The organism is Microvirga thermotolerans, assembly GCF_009363855.1.
Taxonomy (GTDB): Bacteria; Pseudomonadota; Alphaproteobacteria; order Rhizobiales; family Beijerinckiaceae; genus Microvirga; species Microvirga thermotolerans.
This window is the reverse complement of record NZ_CP045423.1, coordinates 70,316-96,901: the sequence shown is the minus strand read 5'-3', so window position 1 is coordinate 96,901 and position 26,586 is coordinate 70,316. Positions and strand designations below refer to the sequence as shown.

22 protein-coding genes are annotated in these 26,586 nt (G+C 66.6%); 18 read left to right on the top strand and 4 right to left on the bottom strand.

Translation table 11 applies throughout. From position 1 onward, the window contains the following. Window positions 1-50: 50 nt before the first annotated feature. The 13 genes from GDR74_RS00405 (at window position 51) to GDR74_RS00345 (ending at window position 14,775) form a co-directional block, all read left to right on the top strand. Window positions 51-1,160, top strand: a complete 1,110-nt coding sequence (locus GDR74_RS00405; protein WP_152584445.1) for an efflux RND transporter periplasmic adaptor subunit — start codon at window positions 51-53, stop codon at window positions 1,158-1,160. A gap of 3 nt (window positions 1,161-1,163) precedes the next feature. Beyond that, entirely contained in the window at window positions 1,164-4,355 is a 3,192-nt protein-coding gene (locus GDR74_RS00400; RefSeq protein WP_152584444.1) for an efflux RND transporter permease subunit, read from the top strand. A 331-nt stretch (window positions 4,356-4,686) separates the two neighbouring features. Further along, window positions 4,687-5,664, top strand: a complete 978-nt coding sequence (locus tag GDR74_RS00395) for a phosphate acetyltransferase (protein ID WP_152584443.1) — start codon at window positions 4,687-4,689, stop codon at window positions 5,662-5,664. 3 nt (window positions 5,665-5,667) lie between these two features. After that, window positions 5,668-6,876 (top strand): acetate/propionate family kinase, encoded by a 1,209-nt coding sequence (locus tag GDR74_RS00390; RefSeq protein WP_152584442.1) that lies wholly within the window; start codon window positions 5,668-5,670, stop codon window positions 6,874-6,876. 16 nt (window positions 6,877-6,892) lie between these two features. Further along, a complete protein-coding gene (locus tag GDR74_RS00385) occupies window positions 6,893-7,405 on the top strand; it encodes a hypothetical protein (RefSeq protein ID WP_152584441.1) in 513 nt (170 codons plus the stop codon). Window positions 7,406-7,440: 35 nt separating this feature from the next. Next, window positions 7,441-9,792, top strand: a complete 2,352-nt coding sequence (locus GDR74_RS00380; protein WP_152584440.1) for a DUF3141 domain-containing protein — start codon at window positions 7,441-7,443, stop codon at window positions 9,790-9,792. After that, entirely contained in the window at window positions 9,789-10,595 is an 807-nt protein-coding gene (gene fabI / locus GDR74_RS00375; RefSeq protein ID WP_152584439.1) for an enoyl-ACP reductase FabI, read from the top strand. Before GDR74_RS00380 ends, fabI begins: the two co-directional genes overlap by 4 nt. A gap of 3 nt (window positions 10,596-10,598) precedes the next feature. Then, window positions 10,599-11,699, top strand: a complete 1,101-nt coding sequence (locus GDR74_RS00370; protein ID WP_152584438.1) for an AI-2E family transporter — start codon at window positions 10,599-10,601, stop codon at window positions 11,697-11,699. A 1-nt stretch (window position 11,700) separates the two neighbouring features. After that, on the top strand, window positions 11,701-12,348 hold the full coding sequence (locus tag GDR74_RS00365) for a CoA transferase subunit A (protein ID WP_152584437.1): 648 nt from the start codon (window positions 11,701-11,703) through the stop codon (window positions 12,346-12,348). A 4-nt stretch (window positions 12,349-12,352) separates the two neighbouring features. Then, a complete protein-coding gene (locus GDR74_RS00360) occupies window positions 12,353-13,036 on the top strand; it encodes a 3-oxoacid CoA-transferase subunit B (RefSeq protein ID WP_152584436.1) in 684 nt (227 codons plus the stop codon). Between the two features lie 85 nt (window positions 13,037-13,121). Further along, window positions 13,122-13,964, top strand: coding sequence for a polyphosphate kinase 2 (ppk2, locus tag GDR74_RS00355; RefSeq protein WP_152584435.1), 843 nt, complete (start codon window positions 13,122-13,124; stop codon window positions 13,962-13,964). 27 nt (window positions 13,965-13,991) lie between these two features. After that, complete coding sequence (gene atpC, locus GDR74_RS00350; RefSeq protein ID WP_152584434.1) at window positions 13,992-14,393, top strand: ATP synthase F1 subunit epsilon; 402 nt, start codon at window positions 13,992-13,994, stop codon at window positions 14,391-14,393. Between the two features lie 22 nt (window positions 14,394-14,415). Then, entirely contained in the window at window positions 14,416-14,775 is a 360-nt protein-coding gene (locus GDR74_RS00345) for a phasin family protein (protein ID WP_152584433.1), read from the top strand. 87 nt (window positions 14,776-14,862) lie between these two features. Here GDR74_RS00345 and GDR74_RS00340 read toward each other — a convergent pair whose 3' ends face one another. The 4 genes from GDR74_RS00340 to GDR74_RS00325 form a co-directional block, all read right to left on the bottom strand. Continuing rightward, window positions 14,863-15,216 (bottom strand): DUF1476 domain-containing protein, encoded by a 354-nt coding sequence (locus tag GDR74_RS00340; RefSeq protein ID WP_194164583.1) that lies wholly within the window; start codon window positions 15,214-15,216, stop codon window positions 14,863-14,865. A 103-nt stretch (window positions 15,217-15,319) separates the two neighbouring features. Continuing rightward, the gene (locus tag GDR74_RS00335; protein WP_152584431.1) at window positions 15,320-18,127 is read right to left on the bottom strand and encodes a hybrid sensor histidine kinase/response regulator; all 2,808 of its coding nucleotides are present in this window, start codon (window positions 18,125-18,127) and stop codon (window positions 15,320-15,322) included. Window positions 18,128-18,295: 168 nt separating this feature from the next. Next, a complete protein-coding gene (locus GDR74_RS00330; RefSeq protein WP_152584430.1) occupies window positions 18,296-19,081 on the bottom strand; it encodes a helix-turn-helix domain-containing protein in 786 nt (261 codons plus the stop codon). Window positions 19,082-19,243: 162 nt separating this feature from the next. Continuing rightward, complete coding sequence (locus tag GDR74_RS00325; protein ID WP_246179810.1) at window positions 19,244-20,248, bottom strand: LacI family DNA-binding transcriptional regulator; 1,005 nt, start codon at window positions 20,246-20,248, stop codon at window positions 19,244-19,246. Between the two features lie 320 nt (window positions 20,249-20,568). Here GDR74_RS00325 and GDR74_RS00320 point away from each other — a divergent pair, with 320 nt between their 5' ends. The 5 genes from GDR74_RS00320 (at window position 20,569) to araD (ending at window position 26,579) form a co-directional block, all read left to right on the top strand. Further along, a complete protein-coding gene (locus tag GDR74_RS00320) occupies window positions 20,569-21,642 on the top strand; it encodes an ABC transporter ATP-binding protein (protein ID WP_152584429.1) in 1,074 nt (357 codons plus the stop codon). A gap of 64 nt (window positions 21,643-21,706) precedes the next feature. Beyond that, window positions 21,707-22,963, top strand: coding sequence for an ABC transporter substrate-binding protein (locus GDR74_RS00315; RefSeq protein ID WP_152584428.1), 1,257 nt, complete (start codon window positions 21,707-21,709; stop codon window positions 22,961-22,963). 73 nt (window positions 22,964-23,036) lie between these two features. Then, window positions 23,037-23,975, top strand: a complete 939-nt coding sequence (locus GDR74_RS00310) for a carbohydrate ABC transporter permease (RefSeq protein WP_152584427.1) — start codon at window positions 23,037-23,039, stop codon at window positions 23,973-23,975. A 5-nt stretch (window positions 23,976-23,980) separates the two neighbouring features. Then, window positions 23,981-24,832 carry a carbohydrate ABC transporter permease gene (locus GDR74_RS00305; protein ID WP_152584426.1) on the top strand — a complete coding sequence of 284 codons (852 nt, stop codon included), beginning with the start codon at window positions 23,981-23,983 and terminating at the stop codon, window positions 24,830-24,832. A gap of 13 nt (window positions 24,833-24,845) precedes the next feature. Beyond that, a complete protein-coding gene (gene araD / locus GDR74_RS00300; RefSeq protein ID WP_152584425.1) occupies window positions 24,846-26,579 on the top strand; it encodes an L-arabinonate dehydratase in 1,734 nt (577 codons plus the stop codon). Window positions 26,580-26,586 lie beyond the last annotated feature (7 nt).

Below are 26,586 nucleotides of genomic sequence, written 5' to 3'. Positions count from 1 at the left end.
CGGCCGGTGAAAGCATCCGGGCGGATGCGGCCCGGGCAACGGAGGTTTCGATGCGTGTCGCCGCCTGGGGCCTGATAGGGGCCGCTCTCGTCCTCCCGCTCCCGGCGCACGCGCAAGGAAGCCCTCCTCCTGCAGTTTCGGTCGGAACGCTGAACGCCGAGCTGAAACCGGTTTCGAAGAGCGTCGAGTTCGTAGGGCGCATCGAGGCGCCGGAGCGGGTCGAGGTCCGGGCCCGCGTCAAGGGCTACCTCGAGGACGTCCTCTTCAAGGAGGGAGACTCCGTCAAGGAGGGAGATCCGCTCTACCGCATCGAGCAGGGCCTCTTCGAGGCGGATGTCCAGCAGGCGCAAGGCGCGCTCGAGCGCAGCAAGGCCGCCTATACCCTCGCCGTGATCCAGCTCCAGCGCGCCGAGGAACTCCTGTCGAAGAACGCCGGCACGGTGGTGGCGCGCGATCAGGCCCGCGCGCTCGAGCAGCAGTCCAAGGGCGCGGTCCTGTCGGACGAGGCCAACCTCCGCACGGCGGAAATCAACCTCGGCTACACGAACATCACCGCTCCGATCGCGGGCCGGATCGGCCGTTCCAGCGTCACCCGGGGCAACGTGGTCGGGCCGGACAGCGGCGTGCTGGCTATGATCGTCAGCCAGGACCCGATGTACGTGACGTTCCCGGTGAGCCAGCGCGAGTTCCTCGGGCGAACGGGGAAGGAGGCGGGTGGGGATCCGAAGGACATCCGGGTCCAGGTGCGCTTCTCGGACGGGACTCTCTACGATCAGGTCGGCCGCATCAACTTCGTCGACGTGACCGTCGACCGCACCACCGACACGGTGACGGCGCGCGCGACGCTGCCGAACCCGGACGGAGCCCTCACCGACGGCCAGCTCGTGCGGGTTCTCCTCGGAACCGGAGCGGCGCAGGAGAAGGTCGTGGTCCCGCAATCCGCCCTCATCGCCGACCAGGCTGGCGTCTACGTATTCGTGGTGCAGGACGGCAAGGCGGCCGTGCGGCGCGTCAAGCCGAGCGGAGAGCTCGGCGCCGGGGCGGTGATCGAGGAGGGGCTCGCGCCCGGCGACCAGGTCATCGTCGAAGGGCTTCAGAGCGTTCGTGCAGGAACCCCGGTGCGTGCCACCCCGGCGGCACGGCCCCTCGACGGGATGTAGCCCATGATTTCCGCGATCTTCGTCGACCGGCCGCGCCTGGCCATCGTCATCGCCATCGTCACGACGATCGCGGGTGCGCTCGCGCTCTGGAGCATCCCGGTCGCCCAGTATCCGGACATCGTCCCGCCCCAGGTTTCGGTGACCACGACCTATCCGGGTGCCTCGGCGGACGTCGTCGACGCGACCGTCGCGCAGCCGATCGAATCGCAGGTCGTCGGCGTGGACAAGATGATCTACATGAAGAGCGTGAGCGGCAACGACGGCAGCTATTCTCTCACCGCGTCCTTCGAGCTCGGAACGGATCCGGACATCAACAGCGTCAACGTCAACAACCGCGTCCAGGTCGCGCTCTCGAAGCTGCCTCAGGAGGTTCAGCGCCAGGGCGTCACGGTCAAGAAGAAGTCGTCGGCGCTCCTCGGCGTCATCGCGGTCTATTCGCCCAAGGGGACCTACGATCCGCTCTTCATCTCCAACTACGTGACGATCAACATCCTCGACCAGATCAAGAGCACGCCCGGCGTCGGCGACGCCACGCTCTGGGGGCCGCAGGATTATGCGATGCGGGCATGGGTGCGCCTCGACCGGCTCACCGGGCTCGGACTGACCACCGGCGACATCATCAACGCCATCCAAGGACAGAACGTCCAGGCCGCCGTCGGCCGTATCGGCGCGCGCCCCATCTCCGACGACCAGCAGCTCCAGCTCAGCATCCAGACCAAGGGCCGCCTGAGCTCCGTCGAGGATTTCGAGAAGATCGTCCTGCGCACGAATCCGGACGGATCGGTTCTCCAGTTGCGGGACGTCGCCCGGCTCGAGCTCGGCGCGGCCAATCTCGACCGGGAGACCCTGTTCAACGGCGCCCCTGCGACCGTCATGGCCCTCTACCAGTCTCCGGGCGCCAACGCGATCGCCACGCTCGACGCCGTGAAGACGCAGCTCGCGGATCTCGCCAGGAGCTTCCCGGAAGACCTGGAATGGAAGGTGACCTACGACCCGACGGTCTTCGTCAAGGACACCATCCACGAGGTGAGGAAGACCCTGATCGAGGCCTTCGTCCTCGTCGTCCTCGTGGTCTTCCTGTTCCTCGGGAGCTTCCGCGCGACGCTGATCCCGACCCTTGCCGTCCCGGTCAGCCTCATCGGGACCTTCATCGTCCTCAAGGCCGTCGGCTACTCCGCCAACTCGGTGTCCCTGCTGGCGATCGTTCTCGCGATCGGCATCGTCGTGGACGACGCCATCGTCGTCGTCGAGAACGTGGAGCGGGTGATGGAGGAGCACCCCGAACTCTCGCCCGCGGACGCGACGAAGCGCGCCATGCAGGAGATCACGGCGCCGATCATCGCGATCACGCTCGTGCTCCTCTCGGTCTTCGTGCCCGTCGCCTTCATCCCGGGGATTTCGGGCGAGCTTTTCCGCCAGTTCGCCGTGTCGGTGGCGGTCGCCATGTTTCTCTCGGCCGTCAATGCCCTGACCCTGTCCCCGGCCCTCTGCGGCGTGCTGCTGCGCCCCCATCACGGCCCGCGCCGCGGCGTCATCGGGTATGTGATGCGGGGGATCGACAGGGTCCGCGACGGCTACGGCGCCATCGTCGCGCGCATCGTCCGTCTCTCGGTCATCGGCCTCGCCATGGTCGCTGCCGCCGGTTTCGGAGTCTTCTCTCTCTCGAAGGCGACACCGACGGGCTTCCTGCCGGAGGACGACCAGGGCGCCTTCTTCGTGGTCGTCCAGCTGCCCGACGGAGCCTCGGTCGCACGGACGTCCGAGGTGATCCGGCAGGCGGAGGCCGTTCTGCGCGAGGAGGAGGCGGTTGCCGACTACACGTCCGTCATCGGCCTCAACTTCATCGACAACTACTCCCAGTCCAACGCCGCGTTCATCGTCGTGACGATGAAGCCGTTCGAGGAGCGGAAGGACCGCTCGCTGGGCGCATCCGAGGTGATCGCCCGGCTGGGGCCGAAGCTGCGGCAGGTGCCCGGCGGAACCGTGGTGCCCCTCGCGCCGCCGCCGATCATCGGCCTCGGCACGGGAGGCGGCTTCACCTACGTGCTGAAGGATCTGCGCGGCGGCGATCCGAAGGCCATGGCCCAGGTCCTGCGCGGGCTGATCGTCGCGGCCAACCAGGAGCCGCAGCTCGCGCGCGTGTTCAGCACCTTCTCGGCCACGAACCCCTCGATCTATCTCGACATCGACCGCAACAAGGTCCAGGTCCTCGGCGTGCCCCTCAACAACGTCTTCCAGGCCCTGCAGGCGGCGCTCGGAGGTTATTACGTCAACGACATGAACCTGTTCGGGCGGACATGGCAGGTCCAGGTCCAGGCCGAGGCCGCCGACCGCACGAGCATCGAGGACATCTACCGGATCAACGTGCGCAACGCCGAGGGGAAGATGGTTCCGCTGAGGAGCCTGCTCGAGGTCCGCGTCGTCGTCGGGCCGCCCTCCCTCATCCGCTACAACAACCGGCGGGCCGTGACCGTCCAGGGCGGCCCCGCGGAGGGCGTCTCGTCAGGGCAGGCGCTTGCGGCGATGGAGCAGGTTGCGGCACGCACCCTGCCGCCGGGCTTCGCGGGGGAGTGGACCGATACGGCCTTCCAGGAGAAGCGGGCCGAAGGCAAGACGCCCATGATCCTGGGGTTCGCGGTGCTCTTCGCATTCCTGTTCCTCGTGGCGCTCTATGAGAGCTGGACCATCCCCGTGCCGGTCCTTCTCTCCGTGGCGGTCGGCGTTTTCGGCGCCTTCGCGGCGATCGTCATCGGAGGCCTGACCCTCGACCTCTACGGCCAGATCGGCATGATCGTTCTCATCGGGCTTGCGGCCAAGAACGGAATCCTCATCGTCGAGTTCGCGAAGGAGCAGCGGGAAAAGGGCGTCGAGCTGCTGTCCGCAGCCACGGAGGGAGCGCGCCTGCGGTTCCGCCCGGTGATGATGACGTCGCTGGCCTTCATCCTCGGCCTGTATCCGCTCGTCGTCGCGACGGGCGCATCCGAACTGGCGAGGCGGAACGTGGGCACACCGGTCTTCGGCGGCATGATTCTCGCCTCCTTCGTCGGGATCTTCGCCATTCCGCCGCTCTATGTGTTCTTCCAGGCCATCCGGGAGAGAGTCAAAGGGATGTTCGGTCGCAGGAAGCCCGTGCCGGGAAGCGGCTCGGCGCTTCCGCCCCACGCCGCCGCTCCGCCCGAGCAGGCGGCGGAATAACGGGCTGCGGCAAAGGCGCCGCGAAATCCCGACTCGATATTCCGCGTCATCCCGATTGCCGGCGACGGAATGCCGCCGCTGCGCCGTGCCGGCGGCTTCGCCTGCCGTCCCGCGGAGTGAAGGAAATGTCCCCTTCGGTCAAGCAGCGGCGGGCCCGCGGCCATATCCTCGTCATGTCAAGCAGGCCGGTCTGACCTGCAGGTCAGGTTGGGCGGTTCCGACCGAAGCGGGGCGGGACTGCAGCACCGTTCACGACCGTTCCAGCTCAACGGGCGCCTCTTTCGAGGGATGCCCGGCTGCCGCGCCGCTGGGCACAGGGCGGGAGAGTCATATGCCGGTATCAGCGAAGTCGCAGGAGAGACCCGCGCCCGTCCGGGAGCACCGCAAATACGACCGTCTGATCGCCGCGGCGAAGTCTCTGCCCAGGCTCAAGGTCGCGGTGGTCCATCCCTGCGACGAGGCTTCGCTCGATGCCGCTCTCGAGGCGTCTGACCTCGGCCTCATGGATCCCATCCTGATCGGGCCGACGGCGAAGGTCTCGGCCGCCGCCGCCCGGCTCAGGAAGGATCTGGGGGCCTTCAGGACCGTCGACGCGCCGCACAGCCACGCCGCGGCGGAGCAGGCCGTCGCCCTCGTCCGTTCGGGCGAGGCCGAGGCGGTCATGAAGGGGAGCCTTCATACCGACGAGCTGATGGGGGCCGTCGTCCGCCGCGAAGGCGGCCTTCGGACGGCGCGCCGGATCAGCCACTGCTTCGTCATGGATGTGCCGAGCCACGGCGAACCCCTGATCATCACCGATGCCGCCGTGAACATCGCCCCGTCGCTGGAGGAGAAGGTCGACATCGTCCAGAACGCCATCGACCTCGCTCACGCCCTGCGGCTCGAGCAGGTACGGGTCGCCATCCTCTCCGCCATGGAGGTGGTCAACCCCAAGGTTCCGTCGACCGTCGAGGCGGCCGCGCTCTGCAAGATGGCGGACAGGGGCCAGATCACGGGCGCGGTCGTCGATGGCCCTCTCGCCCTTGACAACGCCATCGACCTCGGCGCAGCGCGGATCAAGAACATCGCCTCGCCCGTTGCGGGCCGCGCCAACGTTCTCGTCGTTCCCGATCTCGAGGCCGGGAACATGCTCGCGAAGAGCCTGACCTTCCTGGCCGATGCGGATGCCGCCGGAATCGTTCTCGGCGCGAGAGTCCCGATCATCCTGACGAGCCGCGCCGATTCCCGGATCACGCGGCTTGCCTCCTGTGCCGTCGCCTCGCTGGTCGCCGAGGCGCAACGGGCCAGGCTCGGACTGCCGGAGGTATAGGCGATGAAGCCGGTTTACGTGGTCCTCAACGCCGGGTCGTCCAGCCTGAAGTTCCAGGTCTTCGAGGCGTCCGGCCGGGAGGATCCGAGGGTCGTCTACCGCGGCTTGTTCGAAGGGCTCGGCAGCGCGCCGCATTTCCTGGTCAAGGACCGCGCGGGAGCGCCCGTCGCGGAGGCGCACTGGGGAATCGACGAGAGATTCGGCCACGAGGAGGCGCTGTCGCACTTGGTGAAATGGACGCGCGAGCATCGGGCGGGGCATGCGCTCGCCGCCGTGGGACACAGGGTCGTGCACGGCGGAACCGCTTATGCCGGTCCCGTGCTGGTGAACGAGAGCGTCCTGCAGAGGCTCGAGAAGCTGGAGCCGCTTGCTCCGCTTCACCAGCCTCATAATCTCGAGCCCATCAGGATCCTGCACCGGCGTGCCCCGGAGATTCCGCAAGTCGCCTGCTTCGACACGGCCTTCCACCGCAACCAGCCGGAGATCGCCCAGCTCTTCGCCCTGCCCCGCGAGATGACCAGGAAGGGCGTCGTGCGCTACGGCTTCCACGGCCTGTCCTACGAGTACATCTCGTCCGTGCTCGCGTCATACGATCCGAAGCTCGCCGAGGGACGGGTCGTGGTCGCCCATCTCGGCAACGGGGCGAGCCTGTGCGCCATGAGCCGCGGAGCGAGCATCGCCTCGACCATGGGCTTTTCGGCGCTGGACGGATTGCCCATGGGCACGCGCTGCGGGGCGGTCGACCCGGGCGTGGTGTTCTACATGCTCCGGGACATGAAGCTGAGCACGGAGGAGGCCGAACGCATCCTCTATACGAAGTCGGGCCTTCTGGGCGTGTCCGGGCTGTCCAACGACATGCGCACCCTGCGCCAGCACGCACCCCATGACCCCGATGCGCGCAGAGCCATCGATCTCTTCGTCTATCGCATCGCGCGGGAGGTCGGCTCCATGGTCTCCGCTCTCGGCGGAATCGACGCGATCGTCTTCACCGCCGGCATCGGCGAGAACGACCGGCAGACGCGCGCCGACGTCCTGGCCCGCCTCGCATGGGCCGGCTTCGAGCCCGATGCGGCGGCGAACGACCGGAACGACGCGCGGATCACGCAAGAGCGCGGTCCCGCCGCCTGGATCATCCCCACGAACGAGGAACTCGTCATTGCGCGGCACGTGCACTCCGTCGTGAGTGCCGGAAAGCGCCAGCTGGCATCCTGAACGGAGGAGCATCGCCATGAGCGTGCAGGAAACGCACACTGGGACACCGCAAAGCCATGCCGAACTCGGCGACGAAACCTTCATGTCCGCGGCCGAGCTACGAAAGTACATGACGGACGTGCAGATGGCCCGGGCGTCCAATGACCTGGATTCCATGGATCGTGCGGGAAAGGCGCGGAAGGATCTCGTCAAGACGCTGTCCGAACCGATCGATCTCTCCCGCGAGCGGCTGCAGGCGATCACGCAATCCCTGCTGCAGAAGCTGCGCACCGCCGCGCAGCGGGGAGAGACGGAGCTCATGGCGATGCGGTTCCCCGTCGATCTCTGCAGCGATCGCGGAAGGGCCATCAACAATTCTGAGCCGTCCTGGCCCGAGACCCTGACGGGGCGGCCCCGCCAGGCCTACGAGCTTTGGCGTGATCATCTCAAGGATGCCGGCTACCGGCTGAAGGCGACCATCGTCGAGTGGCCCGGAGGGCTTCCGGGCGATGTCGGCCTGTTCCTCGTCTGGGGCGAGACGAAGCAATGACGGTCCTTGACAATCCTTCGAAACCGGAGAGCGGTATGGCGCGGCAGGAAGCGGGTCGGCGTGTGCCGGCCGATCTCGGAAAAGTCGAGGCGAAGATCGGCCAGGTCTTTCAGGAAAGATGGCAGGCGGCTCTCCAGCGCCACATGGATGCCACCGTTGCTGCCGGCTGCGCGTGGTCCGAGGTTGTGGCCAGGATTCCCGATCCCGCCGAAGCCTGGCGCGACATGAGCGCCTACTGGCAGGATTTCGCCCAGCGGACGCTGCTGTTCTGGGACACGCTCCGGCAGCGCGGAAACAACTGGATCGACCACGAAAAGGCCGGCAAGCCGCCGCTCCTCCATTTTCCCTGGAAGCCGATCGCCGATGGCCGGACCTTCGACAGGCCGGTGAACTACGCACTCGTGCAGATCGAGCCGCCGGAGGGAACCGTCACCGATCCCGATCAGCGGCCCTTCGTCATCATCGATCCGCGTGCCGGGCACGGCCCCGGCATCGGCGGTTTCAAGCAGGATTCCGAGGTCGGCGTCGCTCTCGCGGCCGGTCATCCGGTCTATTTCGTCATCTTCTATCCCGTGCCCGTTCCCGGTCAGACCCTGGCGGACGTGTCGCGTGCGGAGGCGGAGTTCCTGCGCATCGTGAGGGAGCGACATCCGAAGGCGCGCAAGCCCGTCCTGGTCGGAAACTGCCAGGGCGGCTGGGCCGCCATGCTCGTGGGAGCCGTCGACCCGGACCTGCCGGGGCCGATCGTCATCAACGGCGCGCCCATGTCCTACTGGGCCGGCAACGACGGCGAGAACCCGATGCGCTATGCGGGCGGCATGCTCGGCGGCGTCTGGCCGGCCCTGCTCGCGAGCGATCTCGGCGCAGGCCTCTTCGACGGCGCGTATCTCGTCGACAACTTCGAGTACCTCAATCCGGCCAACACCTTCTTCGACAAGTACTACACCCTGTTCTCGAAGATCGACACGGAACCGCAGCGCTTCCTCGAGTTCGAACGCTGGTGGGGGGGATTCTTCCTTCTGGGGCGCGACGAGATCAAGTGGATCGTCGAGAACCTCTTCGTCGGCAACAAGCTGGCGAGCGGCCAGGTGGAATGGTCGGAGGGGCGAGCCCTGGATCTTCGCCGGATCCGCTCCCCCATCGTGCTGTTCGCTTCGCTCGGCGACAACATCACGCCGCCCCAGCAGGCCTTCAACTGGGTTGCGGACCTCTATCCGACGACGGAGGACCTCAAGGCCAACGGACAGGTCATCGTCGGGCTGATCCACAAGAGCGTCGGCCATCTCGGCATCTTCGTCTCCGGCCAGGTGGCCAGACGCGAGCACGCGCAGATCGTCGATCTGATCGGCTATATCGAGCACCTTCCTCCGGGCCTCTACGGCATGCAGATCGAGGAGCGGGAGGAAAGCGGGAAGATCCTCTACGACGTCGTTCTCACGGAGCGGCGGGTGGAAGACCTTCAGGTCCTGCAGAAATTCGGGCGACGCGACGAGATCCCGTTCCAGGTCGTCAAGGCTGCCTCCGACGTCAGCGCGATGGCCTATGAAACCTTCCTGCATCCGTGGATCGCCGCGGCGGCGACACCGGCCGGAGCAAGCGTCCGGCGGGCCCTCCATCCGCAGCGGCTGCAGCGGTGGGCCGTGTCCGACATCAATCCTTTCCTGTCCTCCCTCGGCCGATGGGCCGACCTCGCCCGGGCGAGCCGCGCGCCGCGCGACGAGAGCGGCCTTTCGGCGGCGACGGAGCGCTGGTGCGCCGCCGTGACCTCGGCGTCCTGGGACCTGTTCAGGGACCTGCGCGACGCGTCCGTGGAGCACATGTTCTACCAGACCTATGCCGTTCCCGCCCTCCTGGGAGCGGGCGCCGGGCAGGCGGAGGCCGAAGGGGCGGGACTGCCGGCCAGGGAGGCCGCACCGATCAGAAACGCCCTGTCCCGGATCGAGGAAGGAGGACGCACGAAGGCGCTCGTGCGCATGGCGCTCCTCCTGCAGAAGGCGGGCCCTCGCCCGCGCAGGCTCTCCTCCATGAAGCAGGTCCGCGAACTCGTCGGCAAGGATGTGGGACTTCTCGACATGCCGGCCGACCTCGCCCGCGAGGTCATCAGGGAGCAGTCCTACATCGTCAACTACGAGCCGGAGCAGGCGCTCGCGACGCTTCCGAAGCTCCTGCGCACGCCCGAGGACAGGGACTTCACCCTGCGCATCGTCAATCGCCTGTCGGACGCCATCGAAATCGACCCGAGCCAGAGGGGCATGGTGGCGGCATTCAGAAACCTGCTCGGCGACGGATCGGCCATCGAAGCGGTAGGCCAGGGCCGGAAGGCCGTCATGGCGCACCGCCAGCAGGGTTCCTATCGAGGGGCAGCGCGCAAGAGGATTTCCCGATGAACGAGCAGGCGAAGGCACTCAATTCCATCTCGTCGGAATCCAGGATCCTGCGCGGCCGACGCGCCCTGATTCTCGGAATCGCGAACGAGCGTTCCATCGCCTATGGCTGCGCGAGGGTCTTCCGCAAGCTCGGCGCGGAGCTTGCGATCACATACCTGAACGAGAGAGCCCGGCCCTTCGTGGAGCCGCTGGCGCGAGAGCTCGACGCGTCCATCCTCGCGCCCTGCGACGTGGCGCAGGGCGGGCAGCTCGAAGCGGTGTTCGACCGGATCCGCAGCGAGTGGGGCAGCCTGGACATCGCGCTTCACTCCATCGCCTTCGCTCCGAAGGAGGATCTGCAGGGCCGCCTGATCGACAGCTCCCAGGACGGCTTCAGGGTGGCGATGGACATATCGTGCCATTCGTTCGTGCGCATGGCGCGCCTCGCCGAGCCGCTGATGACGCAGGGCGGGACCCTTCTCGCGATGAGCTATTACGGCGCCAACAGGGTCGTGCCGAACTACAATCTCATGGGGCCGGTCAAGGCGGCCCTCGAGAGCACCGTCCGCTATCTTGCCTACGAGCTCGGCGAGAAGCACATCACGGTCCACGCCATCTCGCCGGGCCCCCTGAAGACCCGCGCCGCATCCGGGCTCAAGGACTTCGACGTCCTGCTGACCGAGGCCGCCGAGCGGGCGCCGCTCGGCGAGCTGGTCGACATCGACGACGTGGGCCTCACCTCCGCCTATCTCACGACCCCGTTCGCGCGAAGGATCACGGGCACGACGGTCTACGTGGACGGCGGCCTCAGCATCATGGCCTGAACGATGCGCGCGCTTGGAACGAACGCGAAACTCAGGACGCCCGGTAGCGGCAGCGCGCTCGAAGCCAGTCTCGTCGAGAAGGTTCTGGGCCTCGCCCTCGTCCTCGCGCTCGTGGCGGGGAGCATTCTCATCCTCAGACCCTTCCTGCCCGCGATCTTCCTCGCCGTCGTCCTGTGCGTGTCGACATGGCCTCTCTTCCGCAGGATGGAAGCCGTTCTGAAGGGGCGACGCACCCTGGCCGCCCTGATCATGGCGGCCGCCATCGTCCTGATCCTCGCCGTTCCGATCGTCGTCCTCGGCAGCACTCTGGCCGACAACGTGGCGCGCCTCAGCGAGGCGGTTCGCGGCGCCATCGAGCGCGGGGTCCCGCCGCCGACGTGGGTCGGGCAGATCCCCTTCGTCGGTTTCGAAGCCGAGCGGATATGGACCGCCGCGTCGCAACAGGGCGCCGGTCTCGGAGACGCGATCGCCCCCTATGTGGGTCCCGTTCGCGACTGGGCCCTGCGCCAGAGCACCGCGCTCCTGGCCGGCACGGCGCAGATCGTCCTGGCCATCGTCCTCGCGCTGTTCCTGTACCGTGACGGCCCCCAGGCCGAGAAGCGCCTGGAGCAGGGCCTCGTCCGCATCGGCGGCTGGCGGGCCCGGAACGTGCTGAAGGTCGCCGGTTCCACCATATCGGGCGTGACCAACGGCGTTCTCGGAACGGCCCTGGTGCAGGCCATCCTGCTCGGCATCAGCTTCCGGATCGCCGGCGTTCCGGGTGCCTTCGTCCTCGGAGCGCTCGCCATGGTGCTGACGCTCGTTCCCTTCGGGCTTGCGCTGATCTGGCTCCCGGCGGCCCTGTGGCTCCTTTCGACGGGCGAGACCGGGTGGGCGGTCTTCATTCTCGTCTGGAACGGCGTCTTCGTCGGGAACCTCGACAACGTGCTGCGCCCCTACCTGATCGGACGCGGCACCCGGATGCCGGGCATCCTGACCTTCCTCGGCGTGCTGGGCGGCATCATCGCCTTCGGCCTTCTCGGAGTGTTCATCGGGCCGATCCTGCTCGCGGTGGCCTACACGCTGATCCGGGATTGGGAACGCGTCAGAACGGCGGAGCTGTGACATGAGAACGATCCCGCTCGAAGAGGCCTGCGCCATGATCCCATCAGGGGCGACGCTCATGATCGGAGGATTCATGGGAATCGGCACACCGGAGCCTTTGGTCGACGAGTTGGTGCGGCAGCAGAAGCGGGACTTGACCGTGGTTGCAAATGACACGGCCTCGCCCGGCATCGGAGTCGGGAAGCTTATTGGGGCGGATCTCGTCCGCAGAGCCGTCGTCAGCCACATCGGCCTCAACCCGGAAACCCAACGCAAGATGCTGGATGGCTCTCTTCAAGTCGATCTTGTCCCGCAGGGAACGCTTGTCGAGAGAATCCGCGCGGGCGGCTGCGGCCTCGGCGGCATTCTGACCAAGACCGGAGTTGGCACAGTGGTTGAGGAAAACAAGACGAAGATCGCCATCGAGGGACAGGAGTATTTATTGGAAGTCGCACTTCATGCCGATTTTGCGCTCATCAGTGCATTCATGTCGGATTACATGGGAAATCTCGCTTATGCACTGACAGCGCGTAATTTCAATCCCATCATGGCAATGGCGGCAGACATTGTTCTGGCGCATGTCGACAACATCGTACCGGTTGGGGTGATCGCTCCGGACCATGTCATGACGCCTGCGCCAATTGTCGATTACCTCATCGCAAGAAGGTGAGACCATGGAGCCGCAGGAAGTCATTGCCAGACGCATTGCCAAGGAACTCCGCGACGGAATGCTCGTCAACCTCGGCATCGGTATCCCAACACTGGTTGCAAACTATGTCCCTCCCGGGATCCACGTCCTCTTCCAGTCTGAGAACGGCCTGATTGGAACAGGTCCCATTCCTGAGCAAGGAATGGCCGTTCCCTGGCTGACGGACGCAGGCGGGAGGCCTGTGACGGCGCTCCCCGGCGCAGCAACCTTCGACAGTGCGCTCTCTTTTGCCCTGATCCGGGGCGGGCATTTGGACCTTACGGTGATCGGGGGACTTCAGGTGGACCAGAAGGGCCTTCTCGCGAATTGGACGATCCCTGGAAAGATGATTCCAGGTATGGGCGGTGCCATGGATCTAGTTTCAGGTGCGAAACGTGTTGTGGTGGCCATGCAGCACACCGCGAAAGGCAAATCGAAGATCGTCAAACGCTGTTCGCTCCCGCTGACAGCGATACGTCCTGTCGATCTTGTCGTGACAGAGCTAGCGGTCATCGCGTTTCCAGGCGGACATGCAACTTTGGTGGAGACTGCCGAAGGTGTCAGCGTTGCGGAGGTTCTTGCCGCGACGGACGCGGAGCTGATCGTCCCGGATGATTTGCATCGAACCGCTGTTCGACCCGACGTCTCCACGAGGGAGAGTGCGGCATGAGACTGGCCTTCTCATATGAGAATCTCGGATCCCATTGCCTCGGCAGAGACATGGAAGAGGAGAGATTCTCGACAGGAGAACTGACATGAGTCGCAGAGAATCCGCCAGGGAGAAGGACAATCCGACGAACGACAACGGTGCTCCTCCGCTTCAAAGAATGAAGCGCAAGGATTTCGAGGAGGAACTGGAGCGGCTCCAGATCGAACTCGTTCGCCTGCAGGCATGGGTGAAGGCCACGGGAGCCCGGATCATCGTGGTCTTCGAAGGACGCGACACGGCCGGCAAGGGAGGCGTGATCAGCCGCATCACGCAGCGCGTCAGCCCGCGGGTCTTCCGGCATGTGGCGCTCCCGGCGCCGACCGAGCGCGAGAGGAGCCAGCTCTACATGCAGCGGTACATCGCCCAGTTTCCGGCGGCCGGGGAAGTCGTCCTGTTCGACCGCTCCTGGTACAACCGCGCGGGCGTGGAGCGGGTCATGGGGTTCTGCACGAAAAAGGAGTACGAGCGCTTCATGCATCTCGCCCCGGCCGTGGAGCGCGAACTCGTGAACAACGGTTTCATCCTCCTCAAGTACTTCCTGGACGTGAGCCAGGACGAGCAGCGCCGCCGCTTCGCCGACCGGATCGACAATCCGGTCAAGCACTGGAAGCTCAGCCCGATGGACACCGAGTCCGTGCGCCGGTGGTGGGACTACACTCTCGCCTACCAGGACATGCTGCGCGGCACCGATACGCCGGACTGCCCCTGGTTCATCGTCCCTGCCGACGACAAGCGGCGGGCTCGGCTGAACCTGATCGCCCACATGCTCGGCAGGATTCCTTACGAGAAGGTGCGCGTCGACCTGCCGCGCATCCCGAAGGCGGAGCCGCGGCCGAAGGGAGCGGACGAGATCCTGCCTGCCGCCAACGTCGTGCCGCAACTCTACTGATGGCGCGGAACCTCTGGAGGAGACGACATGGCCGATATCCTGTTCGAACTGGTGTCCCCGGAGCGGATTCTCTTCTCCGGCGCGGTCCGGGCGGTGATGATGCCGGGGTCGGAGGGCGACATGACGGTGATGTCGGGCCATGAACCGGCCATCGTCGCGCTCCAGCCGGGAATCATCGTCGTCACCGACGTGCAGGGGCATGGACACCGCGCCTTCGTGCGCGGCGGCATCGCGGAGGTCACCGGCGGAAGCGTGACCATTCTGGCGGAACGCGCCCTGCCGCCCGAGGAACTCTCGCGCGAGAGCCTCGAGGAGGAAATCGTGCGCATGGAAACCATCCGCGAGGCAACGCGGGACGATGCCGCTCGACGGAACGCCGATGCCGCCATCGCCCGCCTGCAGCAGGTGAAAGCAACGCTCTCGTTTTGATTCGACGGAAAGGACGACGATCATGCCGACCGTGAACAAATCCGCATCGCACACCTTTACCCTGTCCGGCCTGCCGTTCCCGGGCGGGAACGGTCCCGTTCTTGCGAACGGCCTGGAAGCCTGGCTGAGCGCGACGGCAGAGTGCCAGAGAGAGTTCGTCGCGTTCATGTCGAAGCGTCTGGAGAAGGATCGGGATCTTATTCGCGATCTGCAGAGCAGCCGCGATCCCGCCCGGACCGCGGACATCCAGGCCCGCTGGCTCGGGGAGTGCGTCCGAGACTATTCCTCGCAGGTGAGCAGGGTGATGGCGATCTACATGAGGAGCATCGACGGAGAGCTGGGGCGCGAGGGTTCGAAGGAACCGTCGAACTCTGAGCGCTGACGGCTGCAGCGATCGCCTGCGGATCGACGCAAGGCACGGGACGGTCCGTGCCCCGCCGGAGCGTGACGGTGGCGGAGCGGCCGCTTCCTACCAGGGGGTCGCGCGGACCTGTTCCGTCGCGGCCGTCATCAGTTCGGCCATCTTCTCGCGGATCTGCTCCGGCGCAATGGCAAGGCCGAAGGCCTCGAAATCCCCGGCGATCCGCTTGACGAGGCTTTCGTCGACGACGGAGGCGACGACGCTCCGGCCGATCTCGTTCCTGTAGGCGGCCGCCTGGTCCCCCTTGAGGCCGAGTCGTTCGGCCGCCCATTCTCCGAGCATCCTGTTGCGGCGCGCCAGCGCCCTGAAGCGCGCCTCCTGATCGTGGGCGAACATCTCCTCGAATGCATGTTCACGGTCGCTGAAAAGGGTCATGGAGAGCGTCTCCCGAAACGGCCTCATGGGCGCGTCCATCAGAACCCACAATCCTGGCTTTAAAGCGGCGCCGGCATGGCGCAGCCGGCCTCCTGCCGGGAGCGGCAACCGGGTCGGGTCCGGGACCTGTTCAGGGCGGGCGGCGCTCGCAGGCATTCCGCCTGTCGAGGATCTCTCTCAGCGTCCGCGCAAGTTCGAGGGTCGTATAAGGCTTTCTCAGCCACCGCATGGCGGAAATGTCTCCGCGCACGAGGTCCTCCGGCTCCGCATAGCCCGAGGTGAAGAGGAGGCCGATGTCCGGGCGTCTCTCGCGGACGGCATTCGCGAGATCGAGGCCGGTCATGCCGCCGGGCATGACCATGTCGGTGAAAAGGAGGTCGATTCCCGGGTTGGCCTCGAAGACCGCGAGGGCGGCCTGTCCGTTGGGGGCATCGAGGACCTTGTAGCCGAGGCTCTGGAGGCGGGCGACCAGGGTGCGCCTGACGCGCGGTTCGTCTTCGACGGCCAGAACGGTCTCGCCCTGCCCCAGGAAGTCCTGCGGCGATTCGGCCGCCGGAGTCTCCCCTGCGGCGTCCTCCGAATCCATGGCTTTCGGCAGGTACATGCGGATCGTCGTGCCATGCCCCGGCTCGCTGTAGAGCGCCACATGGCCGTTCGACTGCCGTATGAAGCCGTAGAGCATGGAGAGGCCGAGGCCGCTCCCGGCCCCGACCTCCTTCGTCGTGAAGAACGGTTCGAAGGCGCGCTCCTGCACTTCCCGCGTCATGCCCACGCCGGTGTCGCTGACCGAAATCATGACATAGCGGCCCGCGTGCACCTCCGGTTCGTTGGCGGCGTAGTGCTGGTCCAGTTCCGCATTCTGCGCCGCGATCGTGAGCTTGCCGCCGCGGGGCATGGCGTCGCGCGCATTGATCGCAAGGTTCAGGATCGCGTTCTGGAGCTGGTTCGGGTCGACGAGAACGCTCCAGAGGCCGCTTTCGAAGCGGCTCTTCACCTGGACGGCCTCGCCCAGCGTCCGTTTGAGAAGCGGCATCATGTCGTCGAGCAGGCGCCTGACGTCGACGACCTTCGGCTGCAGCGGCTGCCTGCGGCCGAAGGCCAGCAGGTGCTCGGTCAGCTTGGCGCCATGCTCGGCCGTCTCGCGCGCCTCCCTCAGGAGATTCAGCTGCCGGTCGTTCTCCAGGTGAAGCTCGAGCATCTCGAGATTGCCGAGGATCACCGTGAGCAGGTTGTTGAAGTCGTGGGCGATGCCGCCGGTGAGCTGCCCGACCGCTTCCATCTTCTGGGCCTGACGCAGCTGCTGCTCGATCTTCTGGCTCGCCGTGAGGTCGCGGATGAAGCCGGTGTAGATCGACCGGTCCCCGACCCGGACTTCGCCCACTGCGAGCTCGATCGGAAAGACCGTTCCGTCCTTCCGGAGGGCGCTGACCACGCGCCCTATCCCGATGATGCGCCTCTGCCCGGTCTCGCGATAGCGCCGCAGATAGCCGTCGTGCTGCTCGCGATAGGGGGGAGGCATGAGAATGCGCACGTTGGAGCCGATGACCTCCTCGGCCCCGTATCCGAAGAGGGCCTCGGCCGAGCGGCTGAAGGACTCGATGGTGCCCTCCTCGTCGATGGTGATGAGAGCTTCCGGAACCGTCTCCAGGATGGAGCGCAGGCGGGCCTCCCGCTCCCGCAGGGCGGCTTCCGATTGCTTGCGCGCCGTGATGTCGACAGCGGTGGAGATGGCGCCGATGATCTCGCCGCCTGCGCCCCGAAGCGCCGCCGAGTTGTAGAGCAGGGAGACCACGCGCCCGTCGTCGAAATGCGCCTCGCACTCCTCGCCCCTGACATCCTCTCCCCGCAGCGCCCGGCGCAGGGGGAGCTGTTCCGGCACGATCTGGACGCCGTTCTTCATGAGGCGGTAATTCCGCGGCTCCACGGGCTGGCCGGTGGAGGGCGATTGATTGTAGACGGGCGGCAGGCCCAGCAGCTCGGTCGCGAACCGGTTCGCCCTCACCTCCCGCAGATCGGGATCGTACGTGAACCACACCGCCACGGGGGCGGTCTGGACCAGGGTCTCCCACTCCGCGGTCCGGGCCCGAAGCGCCGCCTCGACGATCTGGCGGGCGGTTTCCTGCTGCTTGCGCTCCGTAAGATCGCGCAGGAGGATCTGGACCGCCGCCCTTCCGTCCCACGAAACCGGACCGGCCGTCACTTCGACGGGAATGCGCGACCCGTCGGTCCTGATGAAGTCCATCTCGATTATCGGGGCATAGTGCCCCTGAAGGACGAGCGCGATGCGCTCGCGCGTCGGTTCGTGGCGTTCGGGCGGCAGGAATTCGAACGGAGAATGGCCGAGAACCTCCTCGGGCAAGCGTGCTCCCAGAAGTCTCAGGGCGGCCCGGTTCGCGTAGGTGAACCGGCCGCCGGCATTGATGAGGATGCCGTCAGGGCTGAGTTCGGCGAGGGTCCGGAAGCGCCCTTCGCTGATTCTTTGTGTTTCCTCCGCCTGCTTGAGGTCGCTGATGTTCTCCACCATCGAGAGCCGGTGGGCAGGGCTGCCGGAGGTTTCGATGCGCGAGGACGTCACGCGGACCCAGAGATGGGTTCCATCCTTTCTCAAGTACCTTTTCTCGATGCGGTATTTCGGAATTTCTCCCTTGAGGAGCTGCGAGGTCAGCAGCCTGACCGGCGGCAGGTCCTCCGGGTGGATGAGATCGGCGACGGCGCGCCCGACCAGCTCGTCGCGGTCGTAACCCAGCATGTCGCAGAGGGTGGCGTTGACGTCGAGAAGCCGCCCCTCGGGATCGACCAGCTCGATTCCGATCACCGTCTGATCGAAGATCAGCTGGGACCAGCCGCTTCCATGGCCGTTCGCCGGGGCGCCGGTTTCCTGGACGGTCCGGCGTGTGCGGATCAGAGGAGGAGGCTGCCCTGTATCGGCACAGACCATAATGCACTCAAGTCCTCAGCATGATGCATCATACATCAATAATGCGCATCGGGCTTCAGGATTTTTCGCGGCCGCTTCCCGGCGGCGCGACGAGGCCGCTCGTTTAGGAGGGTTGTCCCGACATTGCCGGATCGGGCACCGCCAGGCGGCTGCCCGCCGGTCGCCATATCAGGATACGAAGACCGGCCGCTGCGGCCAGACCGCCGCATGCCGAACCGACACGTTCGGCTGCGAAGGCGTGGTGCCGCTCTCCTCGCCCGCGAGCACCCGCAGCGCCTGGATGCAGGGCAGCAGCACCCTGTGCCGTCCCTCGGTCCTGAGCAGTCCGTCCCGCTTCAGCTTGGAAAACACCCGGCATACGGTTTCGATCGTCAGGCCGAGGTGGTCCGCCACGTCCAGGCGGCTCATGGGAAGCTCGATGGCCACCGGGTTCGCCCGGTCGGCGCCGGTGCGGACGGCGGCCGACAGCAGAAAGCTGGCCACCCTCTCCTCTGCGTTGAGCTGCCCCAGAATGACGACGAGACGCTGCGCCGCGCAGATCTCGTCGTAGATCCTGGCGAGGAGCTGGGGGCGCACGACGTCCGAGCCGCCTGCGGCGGCAAGCCGGCCCTGGCCCAGGCGGCGGAAGCGCACGCCCGTTATGGCCTCGGCGGTGTAGGGATAGGCGCCGCGGAACGAGAGGCCCAGAATCTCGCCGGAGAATGCGAAGCCCGTGATCGCCCGCCGCCCGTCGGGCAGGATGCTGTAGAGCCGCAGGCATCCCTCCAGGATCTGGAAGGCATGGTCCGCCGCGTCCTCTTCCCAGAAGAGGGCGGTGCCTGCCGCGGAGCTCTCGATGGGCTGAAGGGAAAACAGGTCCTCCAGAGCCGGCGGCACGGGCGGAGGGGCAGGCAGGGGCGCGACGGGCCTTGGCGCCGGTCTGTGCGCCGAGGGGACCGTGCGAAGGGAAGGCATGGCTTATGCTCCGGCTCGGAATGGCAATATCCCCAGTGAAGCAGGCCAATGTCATCGACGTATGATGGAATGGCACCCCTTGTCGGCATTCGGCGACAAATTGTAACCGGCCGATGCCGGTTGCGGACGGGAGGCCCCGTTCCCGCCCCTGCCGAGCCTTCTCTACGAGCTTTTCCGCTCGATCAGGACGTGGCCGGTGTCGACGATGCGGGAGGCTCCTTCGGGCCGCTCGCCGTGGATGCTGCCGAGGATCAGCCGGGCGACCTCCTTGCCGATCAGTTCCCCGGAGGGGCGGATGGTCGTCAGGGAGGGGATGCACGAGGCGCTGAAGCTGAGGTCGCCGAAGCCCATCACGGCGATCTCGTCCGGCACCGCGATGCCCTGCCGCTGGCATTCGAAGAGGGCGCCCAGGGCGATGAGGTCGTTGGAGCAGGCGATTCCATCGAGGCCGGAAACCTGCTGGAGGGCGCGGTTCAACAGGAGGGATCCGGCCTCCACCGTCGCCGCGCCGGGGTGATTGAGGACCTCGCAGGCCGAGACGCCCCCCGCCCGGGCCGCCTCGGCAAAGCCGCTCGCACGTTTCTCGGCCCGGTGATCCTCCTGCATGCGCGCGCCGAGAAAGGCGAGAGAGCGCCGCCCCTTCGAGAGGAGGTGCCTGGCCGCCGTCGCGCCGACCTGCGGGTGCGAGAAGCCCACCGCCATGTCGATCGGCTTCCCGCCGAGCTCCCACATCTCGACGACGGGGATGCCGCTCGCCTGCAGGAGCTTCCGGGTTCCTGCGCTGTGGGACAGTCCGGTCAGGACGATGGCGGCCGGCGCCCATGACAGGGCGGTGCGCACCAGAGCCTCCTCCTGGTCCTCCGCATACTCGCTGTGGCCGAGAAGGACCTGGAGGCCGTCCGCGGCCAGCTCCGACTGGAGGGCGGAGACCGTCTCGGCGAAGAAGGCATTGCGGATCGAGGGGACGATGATGCTGACGACCTTCGAGGAGGCCGCCGCGAGGCCGCCCGCCACGAGGTTCGGGACATAGCCCAGCGTGGAGATGGCGCGGTCGATCTCCTGCCCTGCCGAAGGGGAGACGGCCGAAGGCCTGCGAAGGTAGAGCGAGACCGTGGAGGGGGAGACGCGAGCGAGCTTGGCCACGTCCATCATCGTGACCCGCTGCATCTTGCGACGCCTCCGAACGCTGCGGTTCGGCAAGCTGCTGCTGTCTGCGTCCATCGGCTCCCACTTCGTAGCGCTACGATGAAGATGATGTTGTCACTATAGGGCACTCACGACCACGATCAAAGCGGAAAAGGCCGTTTTGAGCGGTTTCCGACCGCTTTCGGTCGGGCCCGACATTGTCGCCGGACCCCGCTTGTGAAGTTCTCATCGTAGCGCTATGATGAGCGCTCCTCGCCTGGAAGACTGCGGCTTCCGGACGGGAAGGGGCATGAGCGCCGGCGCTCCCGGAGGCTCGGGCCGCACAGTAACAGGGAGGGAGCATGTCGTCGGTCAGCTTCCGTAAGCTTGAGAAGAGTTACGGCGCGCTTCGGATCGTGAAGGGCATCGACCTGGAGATCGCCGACCGCGAATTCGTCGTGCTGGTCGGCCCGTCCGGCTGCGGCAAATCGACGACGCTGCGCATGCTGGCGGGGCTGGAGAGCATCAGCGGCGGAGAGATCCGCATCGGCGACAGGGTGGTGAACAAGCTGCCGCCCCGCGAGCGCGACATCGCCATGGTGTTCCAGGACTACGCGCTCTATCCTCACAAGACGGTCCGTGAGAACATGGCCTTCAGCCTGAAGGTGCGCGGGGTTCCGGAGGCCGAGATCAGGACCCGGATCGCCCAGGCCGCCGAGATGCTGGGCATCGGGCAGCTTCTGGACCGCAAGCCGAGCCAGCTCTCCGGCGGGCAGCGCCAGCGCGTCGCCATGGGCCGCGCCATCGTCCGCCGCCCCCAGGTCTTCCTGTTCGACGAGCCTCTTTCCAACCTCGATGCCAAGCTGCGCGGCCAGGTCCGCACCGAGATCAAGCGCCTCCACCAGGCCATCGGCACCACCATCATCTACGTGACGCACGACCAGGTGGAGGCGATGACGCTCGCCGACCGCATCGTCATCCTCAAGGGCGGCGAGATCGAGCAGGTCGGCACCCCGGACGAGGTCTACAACACGCCGGCCAGCGTCTTCGTCGGCGGCTTCATCGGCTCGCCCGCCATGAACTTCGCAAGAGGCACCATCCGGGGCGGGGACGTGGTGCTCGACGGCGGAGCCGCGATTCCGCTTCGGGCCCGCTTAGCGGGCTCTGCCGGCGGCCTCGAGGGGCGGGAGGTGATCGTCGGGATCCGTCCCGAGCATTTCGTTCCGGCTTCCGACGGCCATGCCGTGTCGGGCCGGGTGCAGGTCGTCGAGCCGCTCGGCTCGGACACGCTCATTCATTTCGCCGTCGGGCCGTCCACGCTCACGGCACGCGTCGCCCCCCAGATGCGGCCCGCCCCCGGCGAGGCCCTGTCCATCGGGGTCGACCCCTCGCGAATCCACCTGTTCGACGCGGCAACGGAGCGGGCTCTCGTCTAACCGTCGCAGGTCAACGAAGGCGCCGGCACGAAACCGGCGTCGCTCATGTTCCACGGAGGAAACGATGACTTTCAACAGAACCCTGAAGCTGCTCCTGGCGGGCGCGGCCGTCACGCTGTCGGCAAGCGCGGCCATGGCCCAGACCAACCTGCGCGTCTTCATCTCCAGCCAGCATCGCCCGGACGTGTGGCGCAAGGCCTTCGACATGTACGAGGCCAAGAATCCCAACGTGAAGGTGACCATCGAGACCGGCGGCAACACCTCCGAGGCGCAGGCGCAGTACCTCAACACCGTCATGACCGCGAAGGATTCCTCCCTCGACGTCATGATCCTCGACGTGATCCGCCCGGCCCAATACGCCGCGGCCGGATGGACCGTTCCGTTCAACGACGTGATCGGCGACGTCGGCGCCTACATGAAGCGGTATCTCCCGGCCTACGCCGAGGCGAACACGGTGGACGGAAAGGTCGTGGCTCTGCCGGCCTTTGCGGATGCCATGTTCCTCTACTACCGCAAGGATCTCCTGGAGAAGCACGGCGTCCAGCCGCCGCAGACCTGGGACGAGCTCGCCGCCGCCGCCAAGAAGATCACCGAGGCGGAGAAGGACCCGAATCTTCAGGGGCTCTCCTTCCAGGGCAAGGCGATCGAGGGAGCGGTCTGCACGTTCCTCCTGCCCTACTGGAGCATGGGCAAGCAGCTGGTCTCCGACGGCAAGCTCTCCTTCGACAAGGACGCGGCGGTGAAGTCCCTGAAGCTGTGGAAGGACTTCGTCGACCAGGGCGTCGCGAAGAAGAACATCGCGGAAGTCGCCACCGACGACACCCGCAAGGAGTTCCAGGCCGGAAACGTGCTCTTCGCGGTCAACTGGTCCTATGCCTGGGGCCAGTTCCAGGGAGCCGAGTCCGCCGTGAAGGACAAGGTCGGCGTCGTGAAGCTTCCCTCCGTGAAGGGCGGGCAGCCCGCCTCCTGCCTCGGCGGATGGGAGTGGGGCGTCTCCGCCTACTCCAACAACAAGACCGAGGCGCAGAAGCTGGTGCAGTATCTGTCCAGCCCTGAGACCTCCGAGTTCATGGCGATCAATGCCGCCCTGCTCCCGCAGTTCCCGGAGGTCTACACGGATCCGGACGTGACGAAGGCCGTTCCGTGGTTCGCCAGCGCGCGTCCCGTTGTGGAGACCGCGAAGGCCCGCCCCGTGACGCCTCGCTACAACGAGGTGAGCGAGATCATCCGCACCACGATCAACGGCGTTCTCGCGGGCCAGGCGACGCCCGAGGAAGGCGCGACGCAGATGGAAGGCCGCCTGCGCCGCGTTCTGCGCTGACGGCGCAGGGGAGCCATCGGATGGGCGCCCGGCAGGCGCCCATCCGACGCTGCAAACCGACAGGACAAAGACGATGGCAATCGCCGGCGAAACAACCCTGGCAGCAAGGCAGGACGAGAACGCGACCAAGCGATGGGTCCGCTTCCTCGACCCGAGCGAGCGCACCCTGGCCGTCCTGCTTCTCATGCCGGCGGCGCTCCTGCTGGCGCTCATCATCGTCTATCCGGTCTGCCGGCTCGTCTGGACGAGCTTCCACAACCTCTCGCTGACGTCCGGCGCGCCCGCGACGTTCGCGGGGATCGAGAACTACACCCTCATGCTGGAGGACCCGGTCTTCTGGGAAACGACCTGGAACACGGTTCTCATCACGCTCATCACCGTCCCGGGGGCGCTGCTCGTCGGCATGGCGCTTGCCCTGATGGCGAACCTGCCGTTCAAGGTGAAATGGCCGGTTCGCCTCTCCCTCCTCATTCCATGGGCCCTGCCGCTCTCCTTCGCAGGCCTCATCTTCGCATGGTTCTTCCATTCCGAGTACGGCGTCGTGAACGACGTGTTCCGCCGGCTCGGCTTCGAAGGGGTGATCTGGTTCAACTCCGCAAGCTGGGCCTTCGCGGCGATCTGCCTGACGATCGTCTGGAAGACGTCGTCCTTCATGGCGCTCATCATCCTCGCGGGGCTCCAGACGATTCCGCACTCGCTCTACGAGGCGGCCGAAGTGGACGGGGCGGGGCGCTTCCGGCAGTTCTTCGAGATCACGCTGCCACTGCTCAAGCCGTCGATCGTCGTCGCGCTGATCTTCCGCACCATCACCGCGCTGCAGACCTTCGACATTCCCTTCACGATGACGCGCGGCGGCCCGGGCACCTCCACCGCGACGCTCGCGATGTACATCCACCAGAACACCGTCGACTTCCTCGATCTCGGCTACGGCTCGGCGCTCGCGGTCGTCATGTTCGCCCTCTCCATGGCCGTGACGGCGGTCTACCTGCGCATGATCCGGGCCAAGGGGTGACAGCCATGAACCGCGACACGCCCGACAACCGCTCGTTCCTTTCCGGCAAGCCGCTGCGCATCCTGATCGGCTTCATCCTGGTCGTGAACGGGATGTTCCCGGCCCTCTGGATCCTGTTCACGTCGCTCAAGACCGAGACGGAACTGACCGCCAAGCCGATCACCTGGCTGCCGCATGCGCCGACCCTCGCGAACTATCTGCGCGCCTTCACGGACCAGCCCCTGATCCTGTTCCTGTTCAACAGCTTCATGGTGGCGATCCTCTCCACAGCGCTGACGCTCTTCGTGTCCGTGCTGGCGGCCTATGCCCTGGCCCGGCTCCAGATCCGCGGGCGGGACCTCATCCTGTCGGCGATCATCGCCGTGTCCACGTTTCCCCTGGTCACCCTGCTCGTCCCCCTCTTCGAGATCATGCGGGCGCTCGGGCTTCTCAACACCTGGGTGGCCCTCATCCTGCCCTACACGGTCCTCAGCCTGCCCGTGTGCACGCTCATCCTGGTCTCGTTCTTCGAGGGCATTCCCCGGGACCTGGAGAACTCGGCGATGATCGACGGCTGCACGCGCATCGGCGCGCTGTTCAAGATCGTCGTTCCGCTCTCGGCGCCGGGCGTCTTCACGGCGGGCATTCTCGCCTTCGTCAATGCGTGGGACGAGTTCCTGCTGGCCCTGTCGTTCAATTCCAACCCCATGCTGCGGACGCTCCCCGTCGGAATCACGCTCTATCAGGGCGAGTTCGCCTTCCCCTGGCCGGTGATTTCCGCCGCGCTCGTCGTCGGCATCGTGCCCGTCGCGGTCCTGATCGTGATCTTCCAGGAGCGCGTCGTGTCCGGCCTGACCTCCGGCGGGATCAAGGGTTGAGGAGATCATCGAGATGACACGCCGAACGATCGAGGAGCTGCGGAGCCAGCGCTGGTTCGCGTCCGACGACATGCGCGGCTTCGCCCATCGCCAGCGCACGCAGCAGATGGGCCTGCGCCGGGAGGAGTTCCTCGGAAAGCCGGTCGTCGCCATCATCAACACCTGGAGCGACCTGAGCCCCTGCCATTCGCACCTGCGCGACCGCGCGGAGGCCGTGAAGCGCGGCGTCTGGCAGGCCGGCGGCTATCCGGTGGAGCTGCCGGCGCTCTCGGTCGGCGAGGTGATGGTGAAGCCCACCACGATGCTCTACCGCAACTTCCTCGCCATGGAGGCGGAGGAGCTCCTGCGCTCGCATCCCGTCGACGGCGCCGTGCTGCTGGGCGGCTGCGACAAGTCCACGCCCGGGCTGCTCATGGGGGCGATCAGCATGGACATTCCCGTCATCTTCTGTCCGGCCGGCCCCATGTCGAACGGGCAATGGCGCGGGCAGAAGACCGGGGCGGGCACCCATACCAAGAAATACTGGGACGAGCTCCGGGCCGGAAACATCACCCGGGACGACTGGATCGACCTGGAAAGCCGGATGACCCGCTCCATCGGGACCTGCAACACCATGGGAACGGCGTCGACCATGACCTCCATCGTGGACGCCATGGGCTTCACCCTGCCGGGCGCCTCCTCGATCCCGGCGGCCGACAGCGGGCATCCCCGCATGGCCTCGGCCTGCGGCGAGCGCATCGTCGAGATGATCTGGCAGGACTGGAAGCCTTCCCGCTTCATCGATGCGAAGAGCTTCCGCAACGGCCTCGTCACCTACATGGCGCTCGGCGGCTCCACCAATGCCGCCGTGCATCTCATCGCCATGGCGCGCCGGGCGGGCGTCGGCCTGACGCTCGACGACATGTCCGACATGGCGGCCAGGGTGCCGGTCTGCGCCAACCTCTTCCCGTCCGGCGAGTACCTGATGGAGGACTTCTACTTCGCAGGCGGGCTGCGCGCGCTGCTCGGGAAGCTCGAACGGCATCTCGACCTGGATGCCCTCACCGTGAACGGCCGGACGCTGGGCGAGAACATCGCCGGGGCCGAGTGCTGGAACGACGACGTCATCCGGGGCGAGGACGATCCCGTGGTGCCGCTCTCCCGGGGCAAGACGCTGGCGGTGCTGCGCGGCAACCTCGCGCCCGACGGCGCCGTCATGAAATCCTCGGCGGCCAGCCCGAAGTTTCTCAAGCATTCCGGGCCGGCGCTCGTCTTCGACAGCCCCGCCGAGATGAACCGGACCATCGACGCCCCCGATCTCGACATCACGGAGAACACGGTGATCGTGCTCCGCAACGCCGGGCCTGTCGGCGCGCCCGGAATGCCGGAATGGGGCAACCTGCCGATCCCGAAGAAGCTCCTGAAGCAGGGAGTGCGCGACATGGTCCGCATCTGCGACGGGCGCATGAGCGGGACCCATTACGGAACCTGCATTCTGCATGTGGCGCCCGAGGCCGCCGTGGGCGGTCCCCTCGGGCTCCTGAGGACGGGCGACATCGTGGAGCTCGACGTGGAGGCCGGCCGCATCGACATGAAGGTCGACGAGGCCGAGCTTGAGCGCCGCCGCGCGGAATGGAAGCCGACGGCGCCCGTCTACGGCCGCTCCTTCGCCGCGCTCTACCAGCGCCACGTCTCGCAGGCGGACCAGGGCTGCGATTTCGACTTCCTGAGCGCTCCCGGGCCGGTGGCCGAGCCGCCGATCTATTGAGGACATG

Bases quoted from the DNA above. Each gene is read 5' to 3' on its own strand.
- GDR74_RS00335 (WP_152584431.1), bottom strand. From the start codon at position 18,127: ATGGTCTGTGCCGATACAGGGCAGCCTCCTCCTCTGATCCGCACACGC.
- GDR74_RS00405 (WP_152584445.1), top strand. From the start codon at position 51: ATGCGTGTCGCCGCCTGGGGCCTGATAGGGGCCGCTCTCGTCCTCCCG.
- fabI (WP_152584439.1), top strand. From the start codon at position 9,789: ATGAACGAGCAGGCGAAGGCACTCAATTCCATCTCGTCGGAATCCAGG.
- GDR74_RS00320 (WP_152584429.1), top strand. From the start codon at position 20,569: ATGTCGTCGGTCAGCTTCCGTAAGCTTGAGAAGAGTTACGGCGCGCTT.
- ppk2 (WP_152584435.1), top strand. From the start codon at position 13,122: ATGAGTCGCAGAGAATCCGCCAGGGAGAAGGACAATCCGACGAACGAC.
- araD (WP_152584425.1), top strand. From the start codon at position 24,846: ATGACACGCCGAACGATCGAGGAGCTGCGGAGCCAGCGCTGGTTCGCG.
- GDR74_RS00400 (WP_152584444.1), top strand. From the start codon at position 1,164: ATGATTTCCGCGATCTTCGTCGACCGGCCGCGCCTGGCCATCGTCATC.
- GDR74_RS00390 (WP_152584442.1), top strand. From the start codon at position 5,668: ATGAAGCCGGTTTACGTGGTCCTCAACGCCGGGTCGTCCAGCCTGAAG.
- GDR74_RS00330 (WP_152584430.1), bottom strand. From the start codon at position 19,081: ATGCCTTCCCTTCGCACGGTCCCCTCGGCGCACAGACCGGCGCCAAGG.
- GDR74_RS00370 (WP_152584438.1), top strand. From the start codon at position 10,599: ATGCGCGCGCTTGGAACGAACGCGAAACTCAGGACGCCCGGTAGCGGC.
- atpC (WP_152584434.1), top strand. From the start codon at position 13,992: ATGGCCGATATCCTGTTCGAACTGGTGTCCCCGGAGCGGATTCTCTTC.
- GDR74_RS00315 (WP_152584428.1), top strand. From the start codon at position 21,707: ATGACTTTCAACAGAACCCTGAAGCTGCTCCTGGCGGGCGCGGCCGTC.
- GDR74_RS00380 (WP_152584440.1), top strand. From the start codon at position 7,441: ATGGCGCGGCAGGAAGCGGGTCGGCGTGTGCCGGCCGATCTCGGAAAA.
- GDR74_RS00385 (WP_152584441.1), top strand. From the start codon at position 6,893: ATGAGCGTGCAGGAAACGCACACTGGGACACCGCAAAGCCATGCCGAA.
- GDR74_RS00365 (WP_152584437.1), top strand. From the start codon at position 11,701: ATGAGAACGATCCCGCTCGAAGAGGCCTGCGCCATGATCCCATCAGGG.
- GDR74_RS00360 (WP_152584436.1), top strand. From the start codon at position 12,353: ATGGAGCCGCAGGAAGTCATTGCCAGACGCATTGCCAAGGAACTCCGC.
- GDR74_RS00345 (WP_152584433.1), top strand. From the start codon at position 14,416: ATGCCGACCGTGAACAAATCCGCATCGCACACCTTTACCCTGTCCGGC.
- GDR74_RS00310 (WP_152584427.1), top strand. From the start codon at position 23,037: ATGGCAATCGCCGGCGAAACAACCCTGGCAGCAAGGCAGGACGAGAAC.
- GDR74_RS00395 (WP_152584443.1), top strand. From the start codon at position 4,687: ATGCCGGTATCAGCGAAGTCGCAGGAGAGACCCGCGCCCGTCCGGGAG.
- GDR74_RS00325 (WP_246179810.1), bottom strand. From the start codon at position 20,248: ATGCAGCGGGTCACGATGATGGACGTGGCCAAGCTCGCTCGCGTCTCC.
- GDR74_RS00305 (WP_152584426.1), top strand. From the start codon at position 23,981: ATGAACCGCGACACGCCCGACAACCGCTCGTTCCTTTCCGGCAAGCCG.
- GDR74_RS00340 (WP_194164583.1), bottom strand. From the start codon at position 15,216: ATGAGGCCGTTTCGGGAGACGCTCTCCATGACCCTTTTCAGCGACCGT.